The following is a 17,735-nucleotide window of genomic DNA, read 5'->3' on the forward strand; positions in this document are numbered from 1 at the left end:
CCCTTTCTACGCCAAATCCAGCTCATCCAAATATAGATGACCATTTTGCGCAATGTAGTCTTTTCGCCCTGAGAGGTTGTCCCCTAGCAGCAGGTCAAAGGTCTCGGCAGTTTTAGCCGCCGCTTCCGGCGTAACACGAATCAGCCGACGGGTTTCAGGGTTCATGGTGGTCAGCCACATCATGTCCGCCTCATTCTCGCCCAAACCTTTCGAGCGTTGAATCGTCAGCTTCTGCCCCGCCAATGTCTCAGTGATGCGATTTTTCTCGGCGTCAGAATAGACAAACCAGGTCTTGTCCTTGCCGGTAATCTCATAAAGCGGTGACTCGGCGATGTAGACATATCCTTCTTCAATCAGCTTTGGCGTCAGCCTGTAAATCATGGTGAGGATCAGCGTGCGGATCTGGAAGCCATCGACGTCGGCGTCGGTACAAATGATGATTTTATTCCAGCGCAGGTTTTCCAAATCGAAGGAAGATAGCGCCTTGTTGGCTTTACTTTTAACCTCGACACCGCAGCCTAGCACCTTGATAACGTCTGTTATAATCTCATTTTTAAAGATCTTATCATATTCTGCCTTCAAACAATTTAAAATTTTACCGCGTACCGGCATGACAGCCTGAAACTCCGAGTCGCGCCCCATCTTGCAGGAACCCAGCGCAGAATCACCCTCAACGATGAAAACTTCACGACGAGAGACGTCCTTGGTGCGGCAGTCAACAAACTTTTGTACACGGTTAGAGATATCCAAAGACCCCGCCAACTTCTTTTTGATGTTGATTCGGGTCTTTTCAGCCGATTCACGGCTGCGCTTATTGATTAACACTTGTTCGGCAATTTTAAGCGCATCGTCGGGGTTTTCGGTAAAATACACTTCCAGATTATGCTTTAAAAATTCCGCCATGGCCTCGTATATAAAGCGGTTGTTTATCGCCTTTTTCGTCTGGTTTTCATAAGAAGTCTGGGTGGAAAAGTTGGAGGAAATCAGCGCAAGGCAGGGCTCAATATCATTATAGGTAATCTTGCTTTCATCCTTGAGGTATTTATTGTTCGACTTCAGCCATCCATCTATCTGGTTGACAAATGCCACCTTAACCGCCTTTTCAGGACTTCCACCATACTCGAGCCAGCTGGAGTTATGGTAATATTCGGTGAACGCTGTCGTGTTGGAAAAGCACAGTGTCACCAGAAGCTTGACGCGATATTCCGGGCGATCCTCGCGATCACGCCCCTTACGTTCGGCCGACCATGTCTGTATCGGCGTAATAAAGTCGCTTCCAACCCGTTCAGCTAGATAATCCGAAATGCCGTTCTGGTAGATGAATTGCTCCTCTTCAAAGGAATTACCGATCTGATTACGCAGAACGAACAATATATTGGGGTTGACCACCGCCTGACGGCGCACCGTCTCGCGGAAATAGTCTATCGGAATCGCAATGTCTGTAAATACGTCGAGATCGGGCCGCCACTTGATCTTGGTGCCGGTCTGTTTTTTCTTGGTGGGAACCTTCATCAGGTCCCCCACATTCTCGCCCTTTTCAAACGAAAGATTATATTGATAGCCGTCTCGTATGATCTCGACCTGCATATATTCCGACGCGTACTGCGCCGAGCAAAGACCAAGGCCATTTAGACCAAGCGAGAACTCATAGCTGTCTTCACCACCATCTTTATATTTTCCGCCTGCGTACAGCTCGCAAAACACAAGCTCCCAGTTAAAGCGTTCCTCGCGGGTGTTATAATCGACCGGTATGCCACGACCAAAGTCCTCGCACTCGATGGAGCCATCCGCATAGCGGGTGAGGATGATCTTGTTGCCATGGCCTTCGCGCGCCTCGTCGATCGAGTTTGAAAAAATCTCAAATACCGCATGCTGACAGCCATCCAGACCATCCGAACCGAAAATAACCGCCGGGCGCTTGCGCACACGGTCGGCTCCTTTTAGCGAGGTAATGCTTTCATTGGTATATCCCGAAGCAGGTTTCGCCATAAAATTCTCCTTCCTGCATAGTTGTAATGAAATGCCGTCATGAGATATCATATCCCCTTTTAACGGTCAAAATCAGTCAAAATAAACACGCAAAATGCAAAGCTGCACGTTTTGTTTTCCGGTGGTGGATTTATCCGCTTTAGATCAACGCAAAAGTAGGGGCTCATCGTCCCCTTCATCTTGCCGTATTCTATATATTTTATCTGGAAAACGCTGCATTTGTCAAGCGAGTACCATTGTACGCACAGCACAACTCATCGCCTGATCGCGTATTCGCATTGTATACATCAAAAATTTGATCCGTCCCGTTAACGCAAATATAGACGACATTCTATTCCTTCATAACGTACTTTACCCGCATTCGCTTCATAAGGAATATCCCTGCAATAATTAAACCCTAGCTTTTTTAGAATATTGCCGGAAGCCGGATTATCTTTTGCATATCTTCCGACCAGCTCTTTAATTTGCAAATCATTTTTGGCAAAATTAATTATTTCACGCATTGATTCCGTTGCAAAGCCTTGTCCCCAATATTGTTTCCCAAAATTATATCCCACTTCAAATAAGTTGTATTCCGGTTCAAAATAAATCAGCCCTGTACCGATTAAAACGCCTGTATGCTTTTCTGTTACCGCCCACCTATACCAGGCGTCTGAAGATATTTGCTCGATTTCGGACTTAACCCATTCCTTAGTCTTTTCTATATCATTATGGCTACGCCAAAACATATATTTTGAAACATCGGGGTCACTTTCCCAACAGTCAAATACATTTTGCGCATCATCTTCACAAAATGGTCTAAGTAAAAGTCTCGTTGTTTCCAAAAATGGTGTATTCATATAAACCTCAGTAATCAATGTAGTTAACATTCTTGCTATTTCAATTTGGGCGTTCTCCCACCTGCGCAATCAAACGGTTAACACCCTGCGCAATGCCGCCGTGATCAGGTCGGCTCAAATCAGGATCTTCCCTCAGTAGCGTGGCTGCTACCTGCTGCGCCTTTAAAAACAGCGCGGCATCCTGCGCCAGATCGGCATTCTCCAGCCCGGGCAGACCATGCTGTCGGGCGCCTAGGATATCACCCGGGCCACGTAGGCGTAAATCCTCTTCCGCGATGCGAAAGCCATCGTTTGTAGCGGCAATAGCCGCCAAACGCTCTGCAGTTGCCTGACTTTTAGAATCGGTAACGAGAATGCAATAGGCGCTGTGTTTGCCGCGCCCCACCCGCCCACGCAGCTGGTGCAGCTGTGAAAGGCCAAAGCGTTCGGCATTCTCAATGAGCATAACAGCCGCGTTGGGAACATCTACTCCAACCTCAATGACCGTTGTCGAAACCAACAACTGTATTTCACCTGCGGCAAAGCGCGCCATCACGCGCTCTTTATCCGCGGGCTTCATTTTACCATGTAATAGACCAACAGTGTAAGCTTTGAATACGCCTACAGCGAGTGTCTTGGCGTAGTCCTCAGCGGCGTGTAGTGGAGGGCCCGGCTGCGTTTGCTGTGTTTCTTCGTCCTGCGCACTGACCAGTGGACAGACGATATACGCCTGACGCCCCTCGTTTAACCTCTCGCAAATAAAACTGAAAGCGCGCAACCGCTTGGCGGAGTCAATGCGATAGGTTGCCACCGGTGTTCTGCCGGGTGGCAGCTCTTTGATTAGCGACACGTCAAGATCGCCGTACAAAATCAGCGATAGCGTACGCGGAATTGGCGTAGCGCTCATAACCAGCGTGTGTACCGCATTCCCCTTTGCGGTGAGTGCAGCGCGCTGCGCCACCCCAAACCGGTGCTGCTCATCGGTGATTACCAGTCCCAGCGACGCAAATTCGGTGCTGCCGGACAACAGCGCATGCGTGCCGACGATGACATCGCGTTCGCCTGACGCTACCCACGCATCCTGCACACGTCGTTCCTTGGCTTTAAGCGATCCAGTCATCAGTGCAACACGGATTCCAAAAGGTGTAAGCAGTTGCGTCAATGTTTTGTAGTGCTGTTCGGCAAGAAGCTCGGTCGGCGCCATCAGCGCCGTCTGTTTGCCGTTCTGCCACACAATGTAAGCCGCTGCTGCCGCTACTAGCGTCTTACCTGAGCCTACGTCTCCCTGAATAAGTCGGTTCATTACATTTCCAGATGAAAGATCGCGATCAATGTCCTCAATAGCCGCAAACTGTCCTCCGGTGGGCGTAAACGGCAGACTATCGAAGAACCTTCGCATCTCGCCCGATACCATCGGTGCTGTTTTTTGGTCACACCGAGATGAACGCAGCCGCAACATAGCGGCAGAGAAAACCAGTAGCTCTTCAAATAAAATGCGCCCACGCGCCGCCTCACATTGAGGCAGCGACTCCGGTGCATGTACGATACGGACGGCTTCATCCAGCGTGGGCAACCCGGCATTCTCACGCACATCCTGCGGCAGTGTATCCGTCACCGGCTCAGAGAGTGCGGCCAGCGCCCGTTGCACATCCTGCGCCACCGCGCGAGAGGAAAGTCCCGCACAAACGGGGTACACCGGCATTAACCGCCCCAGCCAACGGTCCGACAGAATCTGAGGCGCACTGATCTCGCGTTTAATAAGTGTGCCACCCATGATGCCGTAAAACAAATAGCTTTGTCCTACTTTGAGGGAATCTACCACAAAACGGGTGTTAAAAAAAGTGAGTAGAAGCGTTTCTTCACCATCTCCAACCTCTACCTTAAAAATAGACAACCCTTTTCTAATCCGCTGTTCACGTGATTTCTTCAAAACTTCGGCACGTATAACGTAGGGGTTTCCAAATCCGCATTGCGCAATTGTGGAAATGCGCGTTAAATCAACATAGCTTCGCGGCAGATGTAGCAGCAAACGGCGCACACTGTCAATGCCCAGTCTGTGGTAGAGCAGGGCCTTTTTAGGGCCGACGCCATTGATTTTAGTCACGCTGTCGTTCAACGTTAGCCCCATTGTGCATCCCCCTCTTTCCAGCCGCTTATTCCTTTTATCGCTTTAAATTATTCTATTCATGCGCGGCCTCCCAGTTTTTGGCCTCACCGTAGCATTTTACGCAAAGTTCTTTGCCTTTGTATGTAACAAACACCGCTCTATCACAGTCGGGTGTCGAACATGTTTTGTTGGGGTTGGTTACCCTTGGCTTGTCACTGGTAGCTGCCGTTTTTTCAGCAGTTTCCACTTTTTCGATACTTTCGGATGAAGATGCTGTCGACTTCGATTTTTTGGCACTCGTGCTGGGACGGTCTACATTTTCTACACTTCGGTTAGCGTACCATTCATATGCACCACCCGCCAGAATACCCGCTACAAATACTAATGCAAAAACTACTATTACCTTTTTCACCTTTTGGTACCTCGGTTTTAAAATATTGTTACCAATTTAGCAGCATAACTACTAAACATTTCTTTTATATTTTACATGGTTTGCCTAATAAGAGCAACATACTTCATGGCTTCCTAAGAAATTTTTATATTTTTACAGGCTTTTATAGCCTTTTTCCGGCAAACACAATCTTTTAATTACACAAAATAATATTTTTATTTAACTTATTGACAAATCCACTTACAGTTGCTATACTAGACAAGCATCATTTGAGCCACTAGCTCAGTTGGCAGAGCATTTGACTTTTAATCAAAGGGTCCGGAGTTCGAATCTCCGGTGGCTCACCAGAAAAGGACATTCTGAAAAGAGTGTCCTTTTTTCCTTTTGTCATGCGTTTTTTAAGTATCAAATGAGATTGTCCAGCGGACTAAAGTCCAAGAATTTTGACACGGTTTTTCGAGGTGTAGTGTGGACATATCGCTTTACCATTTCGAGCGAAGTATGGCCTAATATCTGTTGCAGCGCATAAATATCCCCACCGTTCTCTAAGAACCGTGTAGCGAAGGTATGGCGCAACAGATGTGCTTTTAGTCTTGGGATTCCAGAACGCTTTTTAAGCTTGCGGAAAAGCTGCTTAACTGTACCAAGGGAGATCGGCCGCATATCACCCATGAGAAACAGCCGATCTGTTGCCGCTAAAGCTGGGCGGTGCGAAAGATACTTCAGCAAGACCTTTCGGGATTGTAGCCCTAATGGAACAATACGCTGCTTGTTTCCTTTTCCCTCAACAACGATATATCCGTCAGACAGATGCAAGGCCGAAACTGTAAGAGTTACAGCTTCATTCATTCTCAAACCACAGTCTAGCATCAGGCAGCAAATGCAATAATTCCGCAGATGAATGTTATAGCGCAGATTAAAGCAGCTCATAAGCTGGCGAACTTCGGAATCCGTCAGCGTATCAATAACTTTTCGTTTCGCTTTGGGCAATCGGAACTTCTGCGAAAAATCCACAGAGCAATATTCCTCATCATAGCACCAAGACAGAAAACACCTTAATGCCCGAACATAGGTCTGAATCGTCACGCTGCTTAAGTTACGACCAGATAAAGAAACATAGTAGCTTTTCAACATTGGCAGCGTCAGACCAGATACGTCGAAATCGTTCCCAACAAACGACACGAAGTAACCAATACAGGAACGATAAAACGAAACAGTATTTATAGAATTGCCCTTTACTTGCTGGTCAAGCAAAAATGTTGAAAGGACAGCATCAACGGTCATAGTTAGAATTCTCCTTTAACCTGAATTTTGATACATGCTATATGTCACCACTCCGAGCTCATCTTCGCCCGAGTTTCCCTAATCGTTATTCTCATGCCTTAACCCCAAAGGAAATCGGGCTCGTTCGCCTTACGTTAGTGTCATCCCTAGCATGTGCAATAGAACGGCTGGACAGGGAAAATTGCAGCTAGAAGCCAAACCCTGTGCGCCTGGGCAAAGTCTGCTGTAACACAATTTTCTTGCCCTGGAGCGCTGGCTGCCGGGACGAATTGTGTTACTCCCCTCCTAGACCACGAATTTACTCCTGAAGATAAAGCGTGGGGGGCACGGTTTGTTTTGCGGCGCAAAGCTTTGCGCGCGCAAAAACAAAGCCGAAGCCCCTCCCTACGCCCTTATGTATATCCACTCAAACCAAAATTCATTAAAAGACTACATCAGGCTCGACGCCGATCAAGTAGGACAACCCACGGGCTGTATCTGCAACTTCATCCAATGCCATACAAAAAAGATCACTAGCAGCACGAGAATCCGTTAGACCGCCAAACTTTTTATCCATAATGTCCGAAAAAGCCTTTAGAGAAGCGTACGCAACCCCCAGACGGGCAACCTCGTTAGAAATGTCCTCATAGATCTCAGAGGAGATTTGCGGCCTTTCCTGCGGTACCTCCAATTGAATTGCTTTAACTGTTGACATGAACATTACCTCCTGTTTTGTTTTTAAGTGAGCCACAGCAAACATGCTACCATAAACAATTGTAAGAATTACTTACATTTTTAGCAAACGCCAAATGTAAGTGAAAATTACATATAGGCTTTAGAAATGTAAGAATAGCTTTCATATGCTTTCTTTTTCGCTTATAATTAAAACAAAGGAGTGAAGCCAAATGTCCGCATTTTCTGAAAGATTAAGAGCCGAAAGAAAGAAAGCGAAACTTACACAAGAACAAATGGCAAATCAGCTCGGAATTACCAGAGCCGCCTATACTCTTTATGAAACAGACAAAACACAGCCCACCCTAGAAACAGCAACTAAAATTGCAGAAATCTTAAAAACTTCATTGGATTACCTCACCGGACGCTATTCCTAGAAACAAAAAAAGACCTCCCACAGCTCAACGAAAGAGCCATGAAAGGTCTGCTTTTTTTGAATTATTGTGAAAATGCACAAAGAGCTTAAAAAAACGGCTTTATAATAACGTTTTTTTAAATCTATACTAAAATTGTATTGGAGTTAGTACCCCCCTGTTAGCCAGGGGGGGTTATGCTAGCCGAAGCTAGCAGTATGCACAATACACAAATACGAGATACTATAGTCCTATAATAACAAATCCACCGCAAAATGCAATACCAAAATGGACTTTCAAAGGGTTATAGTATCGACTTATAGAAGCAAACAATCTACCAGTCTTGCGAAATTGCAGAGCATGACTTTTAATCAAAGGGTCCGGAGTTCGAATCTCCGGTGGCTCACCAGAAAAGGACATTCTGAAAAGAGTGTCCTTTTTTCCTTTTGTCATGCGTTTTTTAAGTATCAAATGAGATTGTCCAGCGGACTAAAGTCCAAGAATTTTGACACGGTTTTTCGAGGTGTAGTGTGGACATATCGCTTTACCATTTCGAGCGAAGTATGGCCTAATATCTGTTGCAGCGCATAAATATCCCCACCGTTCTCTAAGAACCGTGTAGCGAAGGTATGGCGCAACAGATGTGCTTTTAGTCTTGGGATTCCAGAACGCTTTTTAAGCTTGCGGAAAAGCTGCTTAACTGTACCAAGGGAGATCGGCCGCATATCACCCATGAGAAACAGCCGATCTGTTGCCGCTAAAGCTGGGCGGTGCGAAAGATACTTCAGCAAGACCTTTCGGGATTGTAGCCCTAATGGAACAATACGCTGCTTGTTTCCTTTTCCCTCAACAACGATATATCCGTCAGACAGATGCAAGGCCGAAACTGTAAGAGTTACAGCTTCATTCATTCTCAAACCACAGTCTAGCATCAGGCAGCAAATGCAATAATTCCGCAGATGAATGTTATAGCGCAGATTAAAGCAGCTCATAAGCTGGCGAACTTCGGAATCCGTCAGCGTATCAATAACTTTTCGTTTCGCTTTGGGCAATCGGAACTTCTGCGAAAAATCCACAGAGCAATATTCCTCATCATAGCACCAAGACAGAAAACACCTTAATGCCCGAACATAGGTCTGAATCGTCACGCTGCTTAAGTTACGACCAGATAAAGAAACATAGTAGCTTTTCAACATTGGCAGCGTCAGACCAGATACGTCGAAATCGTTCCCAACAAACGACACGAAGTAACCAATACAGGAACGATAAAACGAAACAGTATTTATAGAATTGCCCTTTACTTGCTGGTCAAGCAAAAATGTTGAAAGGACAGCATCAACGGTCATAGTTAGAATTCTCCTTTAACCTGAATTTTGATACATGCTATATGTCACCACTCCGAGCTCATCTTCGCCCGAGTTTCCCTAATCGTTATTCTCATGCCTTAACCCCAAAGGAAATCGGGCTCGTTCGCCTTACGTTAGTGTCATCCCTAGCATGTGCAATAGAACGGCTGGACAGGGAAAATTGCAGCTAGAAGCCAAACCCTGTGCGCCTGGGCAAAGTCTGCTGTAACACAATTTTCTTGCCCTGGAGCGCTGGCTGCCGGGACGAATTGTGTTACTCCTCCTAGACCACGAATTTACTCCTGAAGATAAAGCGTGGGGGCACGGTTTGTTTTGCGGCGCAAAGCTTTGCGCGCGCAAAAACAAAGCCGAAGCCCCTCCCTACGCCCTTATGTATATCCACTCAAACCAAAATTCATTAAAAGACTACATCAGGCTCGACGCCGATCAAGTAGGACAACCCACGGGCTGTATCTGCAACTTCATCCAATGCCATACAAAAAAGATCACTAGCAGCACGAGAATCCGTTAGACCGCCAAACTTTTTATCCATAATGTCCGAAAAAGCCTTTAGAGAAGCGTACGCAACCCCCAGACGGGCAACCTCGTTAGAAATGTCCTCATAGATCTCAGAGGAGATTTGCGGCCTTTCCTGCGGTACCTCCAATTGAATTGCTTTAACTGTTGACATGAACATTACCTCCTGTTTTGTTTTTAAGTGAGCCACAGCAAACATGCTACCATAAACAATTGTAAGAATTACTTACATTTTTAGCAAACGCCAAATGTAAGTGAAAATTACATATAGGCTTTAGAAATGTAAGAATAGCTTTCATATGCTTTCTTTTTCGCTTATAATTAAAACAAAGGAGTGAAGCCAAATGTCCGCATTTTCTGAAAGATTAAGAGCCGAAAGAAAGAAAGCGAAACTTACACAAGAACAAATGGCAAATCAGCTCGGAATTACCAGAGCCGCCTATACTCTTTATGAAACAGACAAAACACAGCCCACCCTAGAAACAGCAACTAAAATTGCAGAAATCTTAAAAACTTCATTGGATTACCTCACCGGACGCTATTCCTAGAAACAAAAAAAGACCTCCCACAGCTCAACGAAAGAGCCATGAAAGGTCTGCTTTTTTTGAATTATTGTGAAAATGCACAAAGAGCTTAAAAAAACGGCTTTATAATAACGTTTTTTTAAATCTATACTAAAATTGTATTGGAGTTAGTACCCCCCTGTTAGCCAGGGGGGGTTATGCTAGCCGAAGCTAGCAGTATGCACAATACACAAATACGAGATACTATAGTCCTATAATAACAAATCCACCGCAAAATGCAATACCAAAATGGACTTTCAAAGGGTTATAGTATCGACTTATAGAAGCAAACAATCTACCAGTCTTGCGAAATTGCAGAGCATGACTTTTAATCAAAGGGTCCGGAGTTCGAATCTCCGGTGGCTCACCAGTGCAACCTTATCCGAACACTTCCCCTTATTTTACATCTTTTTGGGTGTGGGGTACAGTGTTCGGATATACTGTTTTTAAGCTTATATTATAACTATACCGCTCTGGATCGTTCCAGAGCGGTATTTTAAATTATAGATAGCTCTTGTTTGAAATAGCCATTCATGCTCTCAGAGTATTCCTAAAGGTATTATCTAAATAAAACATAATGGGAAATGGTTTAATGCAAATTAATTATATTCATTCATAAATCCCTTGTTTTCAAATTTGACAAAACACTTAATGTACCAAATTCCATGATGCCGCCACTCGTTCGGTTGCATACAAATTTATTTGAAAAGAAATCTATGTATTTATTTTCATGGGAATATATATTGGATGTCGGATAGATTAATATTCTAGTAGTATCTAATGCTCTAAAGCTATCAATTGACAGTTTTGAATTAGTGACTTGTCCAAATATAAGCCTATCAAATCTCATTTTACCTCCATACCAATGCTGTTTAATCCTCTTCAAAATGTCTTGTGTGGTTCCAATGTATAGCTGACAGAATTTATCAAGTATCATTATGTAATAGCCCGGGCAACTATAGTTTGTCAAGTCAGTAATTTCAAAAAATGGAGATCTGTGAAGGAAGTTAGTAATTTCTCTTTCAAACTCTTCATGATCCAATTTCCCAAAAAACTCAATATTTAGATCATAGTTCTGCATCACTTTAGCCAAGTGCGTTTTACACCAATCGTCTTTGTATACTAGACCTTCATAATCAGCATAAACTTCAGAATAACACTTTATAAGGTTCTCGTCTTTATCTTCTAGTGCTTTAATGTATATTAAATTTTTCCCTAGTGTACTTTTGTTTGAAACGTCAGCATAATTTTCTCGTGTTAATTTATAACCACGCGTCCGAAAATTCATTGATACTCCAAAATGAGTAATAGAGCTATGTTTCATCATATACCTCTTAGTTCATTAAATATTCAAGGAGTGATGATTATTATCTATTTTGGTCCAGAAGAGTGCCTTCTGGCTTGCCCCTTAAGTAAACATAATTGTCAATTAAGAAACTATACAAAAATGTGATGGGGATGTATTTTCAGAATATATAAGCAATGTTACCTTATTAATCAATACTAGCATATAACCCATACTTATTTCCTCTGTAGTTCTTAAACAGCGTTCTCTGATATGTACGGAATGTCATGATTTCGCTTATATTGTTATTTCTGTTATTCCAATTAAAGAAACTCTCTTTGGGCTTATTCCCTGTTGCATCCTTGCGTAACAAATAGTCACATACAAGACGCGTTGCTTGAGCACTAGGAGTATCTTCTGCGGCATCATTTTTTATCGATATGATAATATTTGTGGCTCTATCTTTTATCGCTTGTGATAAAAACGGACAGTTATGAAAAACCAACACAAACCAGAATTCTTGTTGCTCCAAGTGCTTTTTGTCAACTATTTTTTCTAGTTCAGAAGATATGATTCCCTCCAAATTTGCCACTGTTTTATTGAAGAATGGCTCGTGATATTCTGAATAAAGCAGAATGTTTGCTAACACTAACGGATTCCTCTCGTCTTGTGCCTTCTGATAAACGGCATTTTCGACACTCTTGCCGAGTGTTAGTCCATACTCTCTAAAAAATATAAACCAATCGCACAAATCGGCAAGATTGCCACGTTCGAAAAGGAATTCATACCGGTTGATTACTTGCTGTAGCTTCTCATTTTCCTTGCTTTCTATCTCAGAGAAACCTACCTCTGTGTTCATAAAGACAAGTATAGATATTAGCTTTCGGGTATGCTCAAAACATGGCGAGTATGAATACATAAACATTGACAAATCAACAAACAAAGTAGCCTTTTTTGTTGTGCCTTCTTTAAATAACTGGTATCCATCCTTCTTTAAACTAAATTTATTAAGTAGCGTTGATAGAAGAAAAGACACAATTGTTCGTCTGTCTTGCGGAAATTCCTTCATCAAAATCACAAACTCGTCTTTCATTCTGTCTACGGACACAAAATCAGATTTTACTATGTATCGTTTGTCCTCTTCTAAACTCTGATACTCCTGTTTTGTGCCACAAAAAAAGCACTCACTTATCTTATCAGCAAGAATGCGTGTTTTCTCAATCCAATTGCTGAATGTTGCCGGTGTCTCACACTCACTGAATTTGAGTTCGTTGAGTCTGAGAAGGTACTTCCCGCTAATGGACTGAAATGTAGCAATTATCTTTTCCCGTATCTCCGGAGTGTTGGAGAAAATAAATATATCGTCTACATATCTGAAAACTCGATAATCCTTCTTCACTTGGAAACCGCACTTTAGAAGCTCAACCAAAACCTCGGAATCAATTTGTTGTAATAGTATTTCAACTATCATTCGAGAAAACTCCGGGCCAACCACAACCCCATTTGACGAGTGACAATTAATGTTCTGTATAAGCCTGTCAATTGTTAGGTAGATGCTTGAATTACGGGCTTCTTTTGAGTCGATTACTTTACCCTCAATAATCCACTTGTATGAATGGGAATATATACTATCGAAGCAAGACTTGTAGTCTATTTTGGCAAAATACCGATATTTGAAATTGCATATACGCCAAATACGCGAAGCGGTAAATGACCTTACAGAATCAAACGGAGCAATCTTAAAGTATCCCCCTGTTTGTTGTAAGACGCCTTTGCCAATTTTTATAGATTCTGCCCTGAAATACTCAAATGCATTTTTTGAGCGTGTTCTGTAGTATAAATCGTTGCTCTTACGATGATAGCGAATGGAAAAACAATGATTTTTCTCAAACAAGTCTAATAGGCGCTTTTGATAGCACTCTATAAATAGGTAAATATTCAGTGCAGACAATGGCTGAATTAGGCTCATTTCCCGTAGCGAATTGACACCTTTAAGAATATTAAACTTCAATGGTGCAGTTGCCCACTTGTCTTTAAACAGAACAACATTGCTTTTTGCTTGTTCTGTTTTCAATTCTTCGATCAAGCTCGTAAGAACGGTGCTATTTTCCTTACGAAGGAGAAAGTCATAGAATGAACGGAACGAAAACAACTCCGATATCTCTACAGGGAGAAGTTCAGATAAAATAAAATCCAGTTTATTTCGTTCAATTCCATTCCAACTCATTGACTTCTACCACCTTATTTATTAAAATAATATTGCAAGATAAGATCGCTACTTGCTTGCAGTGCTTCGGCACACACATCATCGGCGCACCGCCTGCTTTGCAATTTTACATATGCGACGGTTCGTTTAGAACATACCTACGGGAAATGTTCAACAAAGGGGCAGGGGAAACCTTGTCCCTTTGTTTAATACCCAACTTTTGTTTTTATCAAATAGTCTCTTACTAATTCGCCATATCCCTTGTTGCGCTGGCTATCATTGCGTTCGTTAGACCTCACAGTCAAAGGGATGCCGATTTTCTGACACATCTTTTCTAATGTGTTTCTATCAATGCCGATATGTTCTACAAACAACATTGTTTTATTATATTTGAGGTTTTCCAACAGGTTATAGCCCCTATTGCCATTTGCGCCTTTGATGAAGTATGGGAGTGGCAATCCCGCACGATAAAACGCCTCATCAACCATATTGTTTAAAAATCGTTTCGAAACAGAATCTATAATAGTCGTATCAGTTAAATATCGCAGTTCACCATAGTTTGCAATGAATCCTTTTACCTTCCACTGAGACGAGTTAAAATGTTTACTCATATAAACAGTTCGTTGTGCGAACGCGGCTATCCTATGGCGCAGTAACTCAAGGTCACCTTCTTCACTTGGCACAGTTCCCATACCTTGATAAGCGTCAATGATCTCATCCATCCGTTTATTGTATTTCTTTCTTTTAGCCTCTGTTATTCCGCATCTCAATTCGACTTTATCGTTATTAAGGCGAAAAATAAACTCATATCCTAAGTAATCCACGCGAACGGACGAATTTGTCAAAGCCCTATGAGAGATGTATACAAATTTATTGTCGTTGAATTTTGTCTTACATTTTACTCCAACGTTAATAGCTGCATCGTGATACACTTCAGTAAGAGCTTGTACAAAAATTTCATTGCACCTATCTTCGCTAATATGTTTGTTAAGGACTATTATGCTATCATCGATGTAGCGTTCAAAAAAGAGTAGTCCGCTACCGGAAAATAACATTTTTATCTTCTCATCAAACTGTTGTGCAATTATCTCAGAGATAACATTTGAGGTGCATAATCCAGCGTATGCGTAACGTGTCTGTACAGCAAAGGCATTAATAAGGTCAGTTTCAAAACGTGTTTTAATTTTGTCTTTTATGTATTTTTCAAAGACATAAATAGAGGACACTGAGTTGAAGTAATCCTTGAAGTCAAATTTGATGATAGTAAAATCCGACATTTGCCGAATAGCTTTCATTATATCAAATAAGGCTCGAACAGACTTGTTTCTATTAGGATACTTAATTGAAAAACTTCTGTCCAGTATCTGTTTAACGCAGTGGCACAGAATATTCTCACACGAAAACTCATCAAAAACTTTTACAAGTCGTTTTTTATCATTTTGATTTAATATTATAGATTGCGCTGATGTAAAATCATATGAACGACCTTTCGCTTTCGCAATGCTTTCGCTTATGAGAATAGTCATTTCTTCGGGTGACTTTTTATCCGAAACGGCAGCGTTTACGTTGATATGATTAACCGCTCTTTTTACCATATCTTCAAAATTCATACCGTTGTCGCCTCCTTGTCGTTCATAATATCAACATATAGCCAACTTCACCTAATTGCTAAACCCTTCCGTTAGCCTAGTTATTGCTATAACCTGTCGTTAGACCCAAGTAAAAAGAAATATTTACCACCATTATACATTTGATTGCATCAAGTTACAAGTTTCGCGCTCTAAAGAACTTACCAAAATTCAGGCGTGATTTTCTTTTTGTCACTACGCAAAAATAAGATGGGCCTCCTGATTCAAAATCAGGAGGCCCTTTCGTCACATACCTATAAACTTTATTCCCCGTCAACAAGCGCCCGCAGCTTGGCCAGCAGCCTCTCATACATCGCCTTATAATCCGGCTTCGTGTCGTAGTCTTTTTCCGGCTCGTCCGTTTTGCTCCAGCCATTCAGCCCCGCACCCTTGATAATGCTTGGGTAATCCACATAGCACACATTGACGTCACAGTTCGCACCTACCCCCGGCACTGCGCCGTCAATCGTGAAGTCCTTGCCCTTGGTGCCGTATGAACCGATCACCCCATGCTGCCAAATGCCGACCTTGCCGGTAAAGGTGCAGGCGCTCGCATACTGCGCCACCCACGCCGCAAATTTAGCCACTCTGCCCGGTGCGTAGTTGTACAACTTTTGCAGATAATAGGCACTCATGTAGATCATGCCAAAGTAACCGGCCTTTTCAATAACACTCAAAAATGCCTCAATGATACAAAGCTGCTTTTCCAGACTGTACCCCTTGTAAGTAATCCCGTTTTTAGTACCGCCGATCTGGAACGGTTCTTCAAAGTCGAACGCCACCGGCATGGTGGGCTTGTACGGCGCAATATGCCGCAGGAAGAACTCTGCCTCTTTGACGGCATCCTCCGGGCTTTCGGCATAGGAATAATGATAGAAGCCATACGGCAGGCCCACGGCCTCACATCCGGCGATATTCGCCATCATTTTCGGGTCAATCTGCTTGTCATTGTCCCAACCATAGGTGGCCTTTATCATGGCGAATTCATAACCTGCAGCTTTGACCTTTGCCCAGTCAATCACGCCCTGATAATGTGAAACATCTATGCCTTTCATTCACTACACCCCCGACTTGCCTTTTTCTTCGGCCTGCTGCTGCACCCACTTGACCATAGGCAGCAGGAATGCGGGCGACTTCACGCCAATGTCGCCGATGTTCTCCAGAATACTAAGAATTTCATTGGCAACCAACCAGATTGCTACCAGCGCAGCAAACAGGCATTTGACCGGCGACACCATACCGAGCGTTGCAGCGGCGAAAATCAGCAGCCAGTCAAGCGCCATACCAAGGCCGACCAGCACCAGCATGCACAGCTTTTTTGCAATCCCACGAAAGCCCTTGTCGCTGTTGCGCGTCTCACCGCGATAGGGTGCCGCAGTCACGCCGGTAATATAATCGGTAATCTGCAAAATCAGCAGCAGATAGACCAGCGGAGCCAGCGTTCCCAACCATGCGTTAATGACCGTAAATATCGCGATAAATATTCCTTTGACCTCATTTGTTTTCATAGACACTTTCCTTTCATATCAAATCCCCGCCACTTTTCAGCAGCGGGGATTCTTTTTTATATTAGTCTGTACGACGGCATTTTGTCGCCGTACCACTTCCAGCGCAGTATATCATCCAGTATGATTATCGGCCCGGATAGCACCACCCACAGGAAACTATACTGTGGGCAGATTTGCCCCCACAGGTTGCCCAGCAGCGCGGAATAATCCCACACGTTCCAGCCAAACCAGAGGTTCACGACGATGCCAGTCAGCAGCTCGCCGACCGTGATAATCAGCCCGCCGAGCAGCATTTGACGCACCAGTGGCATTTCCCACGGCAAAAACTCATTGAGGCCGCCCACCAGCACAAAGCATAGCCCACCGAGAACAAACATTGTCCAGTGAGAATATCCCCGCCACAGTGTTTCAAACAGGAAGTACAACGCCCCGCCCGTCATGAACAGGGCGCTTATCCGCTTCATGATCCGTAGGCGATCACAATCGCCTCGACTTCGGCCACGGTGCTGCAGGCGTTAATGGCCACCTCTGCGGCCTGCTGCTGTGAGACAAGTGGCTCAACATAGGCCGCAATCTCCAAGGCCAGCGCCGCCAGATCAGCGTATTCCCACACGGTGCATTCCTCGCCGGTGGCGTTCCACTTTAACGCAGTTTGCACCCCGGCGGCGGTTGCAATCTGATATCGCGCCAGTGCCGAGGTCAGCAGGCTTTGCTTCTCGGCGGTGACGCTGTATTGCTTGCCGTCGGTGTATGTAAGCGGGTGGGTTTCTAAATACTCTGCGAGCTGTGTTTTGCTGGCGGAAATTTTGGAAGATTTGATTTCATTCAATGATCTTTCTGACCATTCCCCGCCGCTGATGGCATAACAAGAAAAATCGGATATGCCTTCAAAGCTAGCGATGCAGTTGCCGCCACTGTCAAACAGATATATATCCCTGTCTCCCTTAACGGCTTTGGCACACTCAAATTGTGCTCCATATGCTGTCATTTTCATGTTTTATCCCCCTTT

General features: G+C 43.8%; 17 protein-coding genes and 1 tRNA gene. 3 read left to right on the top strand and 15 right to left on the bottom strand.

Annotated features, from left to right (window positions below):
* Window positions 1-6 precede the first annotated feature (6 nt).
* The 4 genes from RBH76_03170 to RBH76_03185 form a co-directional block, all read right to left on the bottom strand.
* Complete coding sequence (locus tag RBH76_03170; protein ID WMJ84441.1) at window positions 7-1,989, bottom strand: toprim domain-containing protein; 1,983 nt, start codon at window positions 1,987-1,989, stop codon at window positions 7-9.
* Between the two features lie 308 nt (window positions 1,990-2,297).
* A complete protein-coding gene (locus tag RBH76_03175) occupies window positions 2,298-2,828 on the bottom strand; it encodes a GNAT family N-acetyltransferase (GenBank protein ID WMJ84442.1) in 531 nt (176 codons plus the stop codon).
* Window positions 2,829-2,868: 40 nt separating this feature from the next.
* On the bottom strand, window positions 2,869-4,935 hold the full coding sequence (gene recG / locus RBH76_03180) for an ATP-dependent DNA helicase RecG (protein WMJ84443.1): 2,067 nt from the start codon (window positions 4,933-4,935) through the stop codon (window positions 2,869-2,871).
* Between the two features lie 52 nt (window positions 4,936-4,987).
* A complete protein-coding gene (locus RBH76_03185) occupies window positions 4,988-5,326 on the bottom strand; it encodes a hypothetical protein (GenBank protein WMJ84444.1) in 339 nt (112 codons plus the stop codon).
* A 250-nt stretch (window positions 5,327-5,576) separates the two neighbouring features.
* Between RBH76_03185 and RBH76_03190 the strand changes: the two genes are divergently transcribed.
* Window positions 5,577-5,652 (top strand) — tRNA-Lys (locus tag RBH76_03190).
* 58 nt (window positions 5,653-5,710) lie between these two features.
* Here the strand turns inward: RBH76_03190 and RBH76_03195 are convergent.
* Together RBH76_03195 and RBH76_03200 are read right to left on the bottom strand one after the other, a co-directional pair.
* Entirely contained in the window at window positions 5,711-6,589 is an 879-nt protein-coding gene (locus RBH76_03195) for a tyrosine-type recombinase/integrase (GenBank protein ID WMJ84445.1), read from the bottom strand.
* Window positions 6,590-7,010: 421 nt separating this feature from the next.
* Window positions 7,011-7,283: a hypothetical protein gene (locus tag RBH76_03200; protein WMJ84446.1), complete on the bottom strand. Its 273-nt coding sequence runs from the start codon at window positions 7,281-7,283 to the stop codon at window positions 7,011-7,013.
* Window positions 7,284-7,473: 190 nt separating this feature from the next.
* Between RBH76_03200 and RBH76_03205 the strand changes: the two genes are divergently transcribed.
* Entirely contained in the window at window positions 7,474-7,677 is a 204-nt protein-coding gene (locus RBH76_03205) for a helix-turn-helix transcriptional regulator (protein WMJ84447.1), read from the top strand.
* A 443-nt stretch (window positions 7,678-8,120) separates the two neighbouring features.
* Here RBH76_03205 and RBH76_03210 read toward each other — a convergent pair whose 3' ends face one another.
* Window positions 8,121-8,999: a tyrosine-type recombinase/integrase gene (locus RBH76_03210; protein ID WMJ84448.1), complete on the bottom strand. Its 879-nt coding sequence runs from the start codon at window positions 8,997-8,999 to the stop codon at window positions 8,121-8,123.
* 418 nt (window positions 9,000-9,417) lie between these two features.
* Entirely contained in the window at window positions 9,418-9,690 is a 273-nt protein-coding gene (locus tag RBH76_03215; GenBank protein ID WMJ84449.1) for a hypothetical protein, read from the bottom strand.
* A 190-nt stretch (window positions 9,691-9,880) separates the two neighbouring features.
* Between RBH76_03215 and RBH76_03220 the strand changes: the two genes are divergently transcribed.
* Window positions 9,881-10,084 (top strand): helix-turn-helix transcriptional regulator, encoded by a 204-nt coding sequence (locus RBH76_03220; GenBank protein WMJ84450.1) that lies wholly within the window; start codon window positions 9,881-9,883, stop codon window positions 10,082-10,084.
* A 628-nt stretch (window positions 10,085-10,712) separates the two neighbouring features.
* On the opposite strand, the gene RBH76_03225 is transcribed toward RBH76_03220, so the two are convergent.
* From RBH76_03225 to RBH76_03255, 7 genes are all read right to left on the bottom strand, one after another.
* Window positions 10,713-11,387, bottom strand: a complete 675-nt coding sequence (locus RBH76_03225) for a hypothetical protein (protein WMJ84451.1) — start codon at window positions 11,385-11,387, stop codon at window positions 10,713-10,715.
* A gap of 205 nt (window positions 11,388-11,592) precedes the next feature.
* Window positions 11,593-13,611 (bottom strand): RNA-directed DNA polymerase, encoded by a 2,019-nt coding sequence (locus RBH76_03230; GenBank protein ID WMJ84452.1) that lies wholly within the window; start codon window positions 13,609-13,611, stop codon window positions 11,593-11,595.
* 185 nt (window positions 13,612-13,796) lie between these two features.
* Complete coding sequence (locus tag RBH76_03235) at window positions 13,797-15,200, bottom strand: hypothetical protein (protein ID WMJ84453.1); 1,404 nt, start codon at window positions 15,198-15,200, stop codon at window positions 13,797-13,799.
* A 281-nt stretch (window positions 15,201-15,481) separates the two neighbouring features.
* Complete coding sequence (locus RBH76_03240; GenBank protein WMJ84454.1) at window positions 15,482-16,273, bottom strand: glycoside hydrolase family 25 protein; 792 nt, start codon at window positions 16,271-16,273, stop codon at window positions 15,482-15,484.
* A 3-nt stretch (window positions 16,274-16,276) separates the two neighbouring features.
* The gene (locus tag RBH76_03245; GenBank protein WMJ84455.1) at window positions 16,277-16,726 is read right to left on the bottom strand and encodes a phage holin family protein; all 450 of its coding nucleotides are present in this window, start codon (window positions 16,724-16,726) and stop codon (window positions 16,277-16,279) included.
* A 56-nt stretch (window positions 16,727-16,782) separates the two neighbouring features.
* Window positions 16,783-17,190 (bottom strand): hypothetical protein, encoded by a 408-nt coding sequence (locus tag RBH76_03250; GenBank protein ID WMJ84456.1) that lies wholly within the window; start codon window positions 17,188-17,190, stop codon window positions 16,783-16,785.
* Window positions 17,187-17,720 (bottom strand): hypothetical protein, encoded by a 534-nt coding sequence (locus RBH76_03255; protein WMJ84457.1) that lies wholly within the window; start codon window positions 17,718-17,720, stop codon window positions 17,187-17,189. Before RBH76_03255 ends, RBH76_03250 begins: the two co-directional genes overlap by 4 nt.
* Window positions 17,721-17,735 lie beyond the last annotated feature (15 nt).

The organism is Oscillospiraceae bacterium MB24-C1 (assembly GCA_030913685.1).
GTDB lineage: Bacteria > Bacillota > Clostridia > Oscillospirales > Ruminococcaceae > Yanshouia.

Excerpts from the sequence above, each read along its gene's own strand:
- RBH76_03170 (WMJ84441.1), bottom strand. The coding sequence starts at position 1,989 with ATGGCGAAACCTGCTTCGGGATATACCAATGAAAGCATTACCTCGCTA.
- RBH76_03175 (WMJ84442.1), bottom strand. The coding sequence starts at position 2,828 with ATGAATACACCATTTTTGGAAACAACGAGACTTTTACTTAGACCATTT.
- recG (WMJ84443.1), bottom strand. The coding sequence starts at position 4,935 with ATGGGGCTAACGTTGAACGACAGCGTGACTAAAATCAATGGCGTCGGC.
- RBH76_03195 (WMJ84445.1), bottom strand. The coding sequence starts at position 6,589 with ATGACCGTTGATGCTGTCCTTTCAACATTTTTGCTTGACCAGCAAGTA.
- RBH76_03200 (WMJ84446.1), bottom strand. The coding sequence starts at position 7,283 with ATGTCAACAGTTAAAGCAATTCAATTGGAGGTACCGCAGGAAAGGCCG.
- RBH76_03205 (WMJ84447.1), top strand. The coding sequence starts at position 7,474 with ATGTCCGCATTTTCTGAAAGATTAAGAGCCGAAAGAAAGAAAGCGAAA.
- RBH76_03210 (WMJ84448.1), bottom strand. The coding sequence starts at position 8,999 with ATGACCGTTGATGCTGTCCTTTCAACATTTTTGCTTGACCAGCAAGTA.
- RBH76_03215 (WMJ84449.1), bottom strand. The coding sequence starts at position 9,690 with ATGTCAACAGTTAAAGCAATTCAATTGGAGGTACCGCAGGAAAGGCCG.
- RBH76_03220 (WMJ84450.1), top strand. The coding sequence starts at position 9,881 with ATGTCCGCATTTTCTGAAAGATTAAGAGCCGAAAGAAAGAAAGCGAAA.
- RBH76_03225 (WMJ84451.1), bottom strand. The coding sequence starts at position 11,387 with ATGAATTTTCGGACGCGTGGTTATAAATTAACACGAGAAAATTATGCT.
- RBH76_03230 (WMJ84452.1), bottom strand. The coding sequence starts at position 13,611 with ATGAGTTGGAATGGAATTGAACGAAATAAACTGGATTTTATTTTATCT.
- RBH76_03235 (WMJ84453.1), bottom strand. The coding sequence starts at position 15,200 with ATGAATTTTGAAGATATGGTAAAAAGAGCGGTTAATCATATCAACGTA.
- RBH76_03240 (WMJ84454.1), bottom strand. The coding sequence starts at position 16,273 with ATGAAAGGCATAGATGTTTCACATTATCAGGGCGTGATTGACTGGGCA.
- RBH76_03245 (WMJ84455.1), bottom strand. The coding sequence starts at position 16,726 with ATGAAAACAAATGAGGTCAAAGGAATATTTATCGCGATATTTACGGTC.
- RBH76_03250 (WMJ84456.1), bottom strand. The coding sequence starts at position 17,190 with ATGAAGCGGATAAGCGCCCTGTTCATGACGGGCGGGGCGTTGTACTTC.
- RBH76_03255 (WMJ84457.1), bottom strand. The coding sequence starts at position 17,720 with ATGAAAATGACAGCATATGGAGCACAATTTGAGTGTGCCAAAGCCGTT.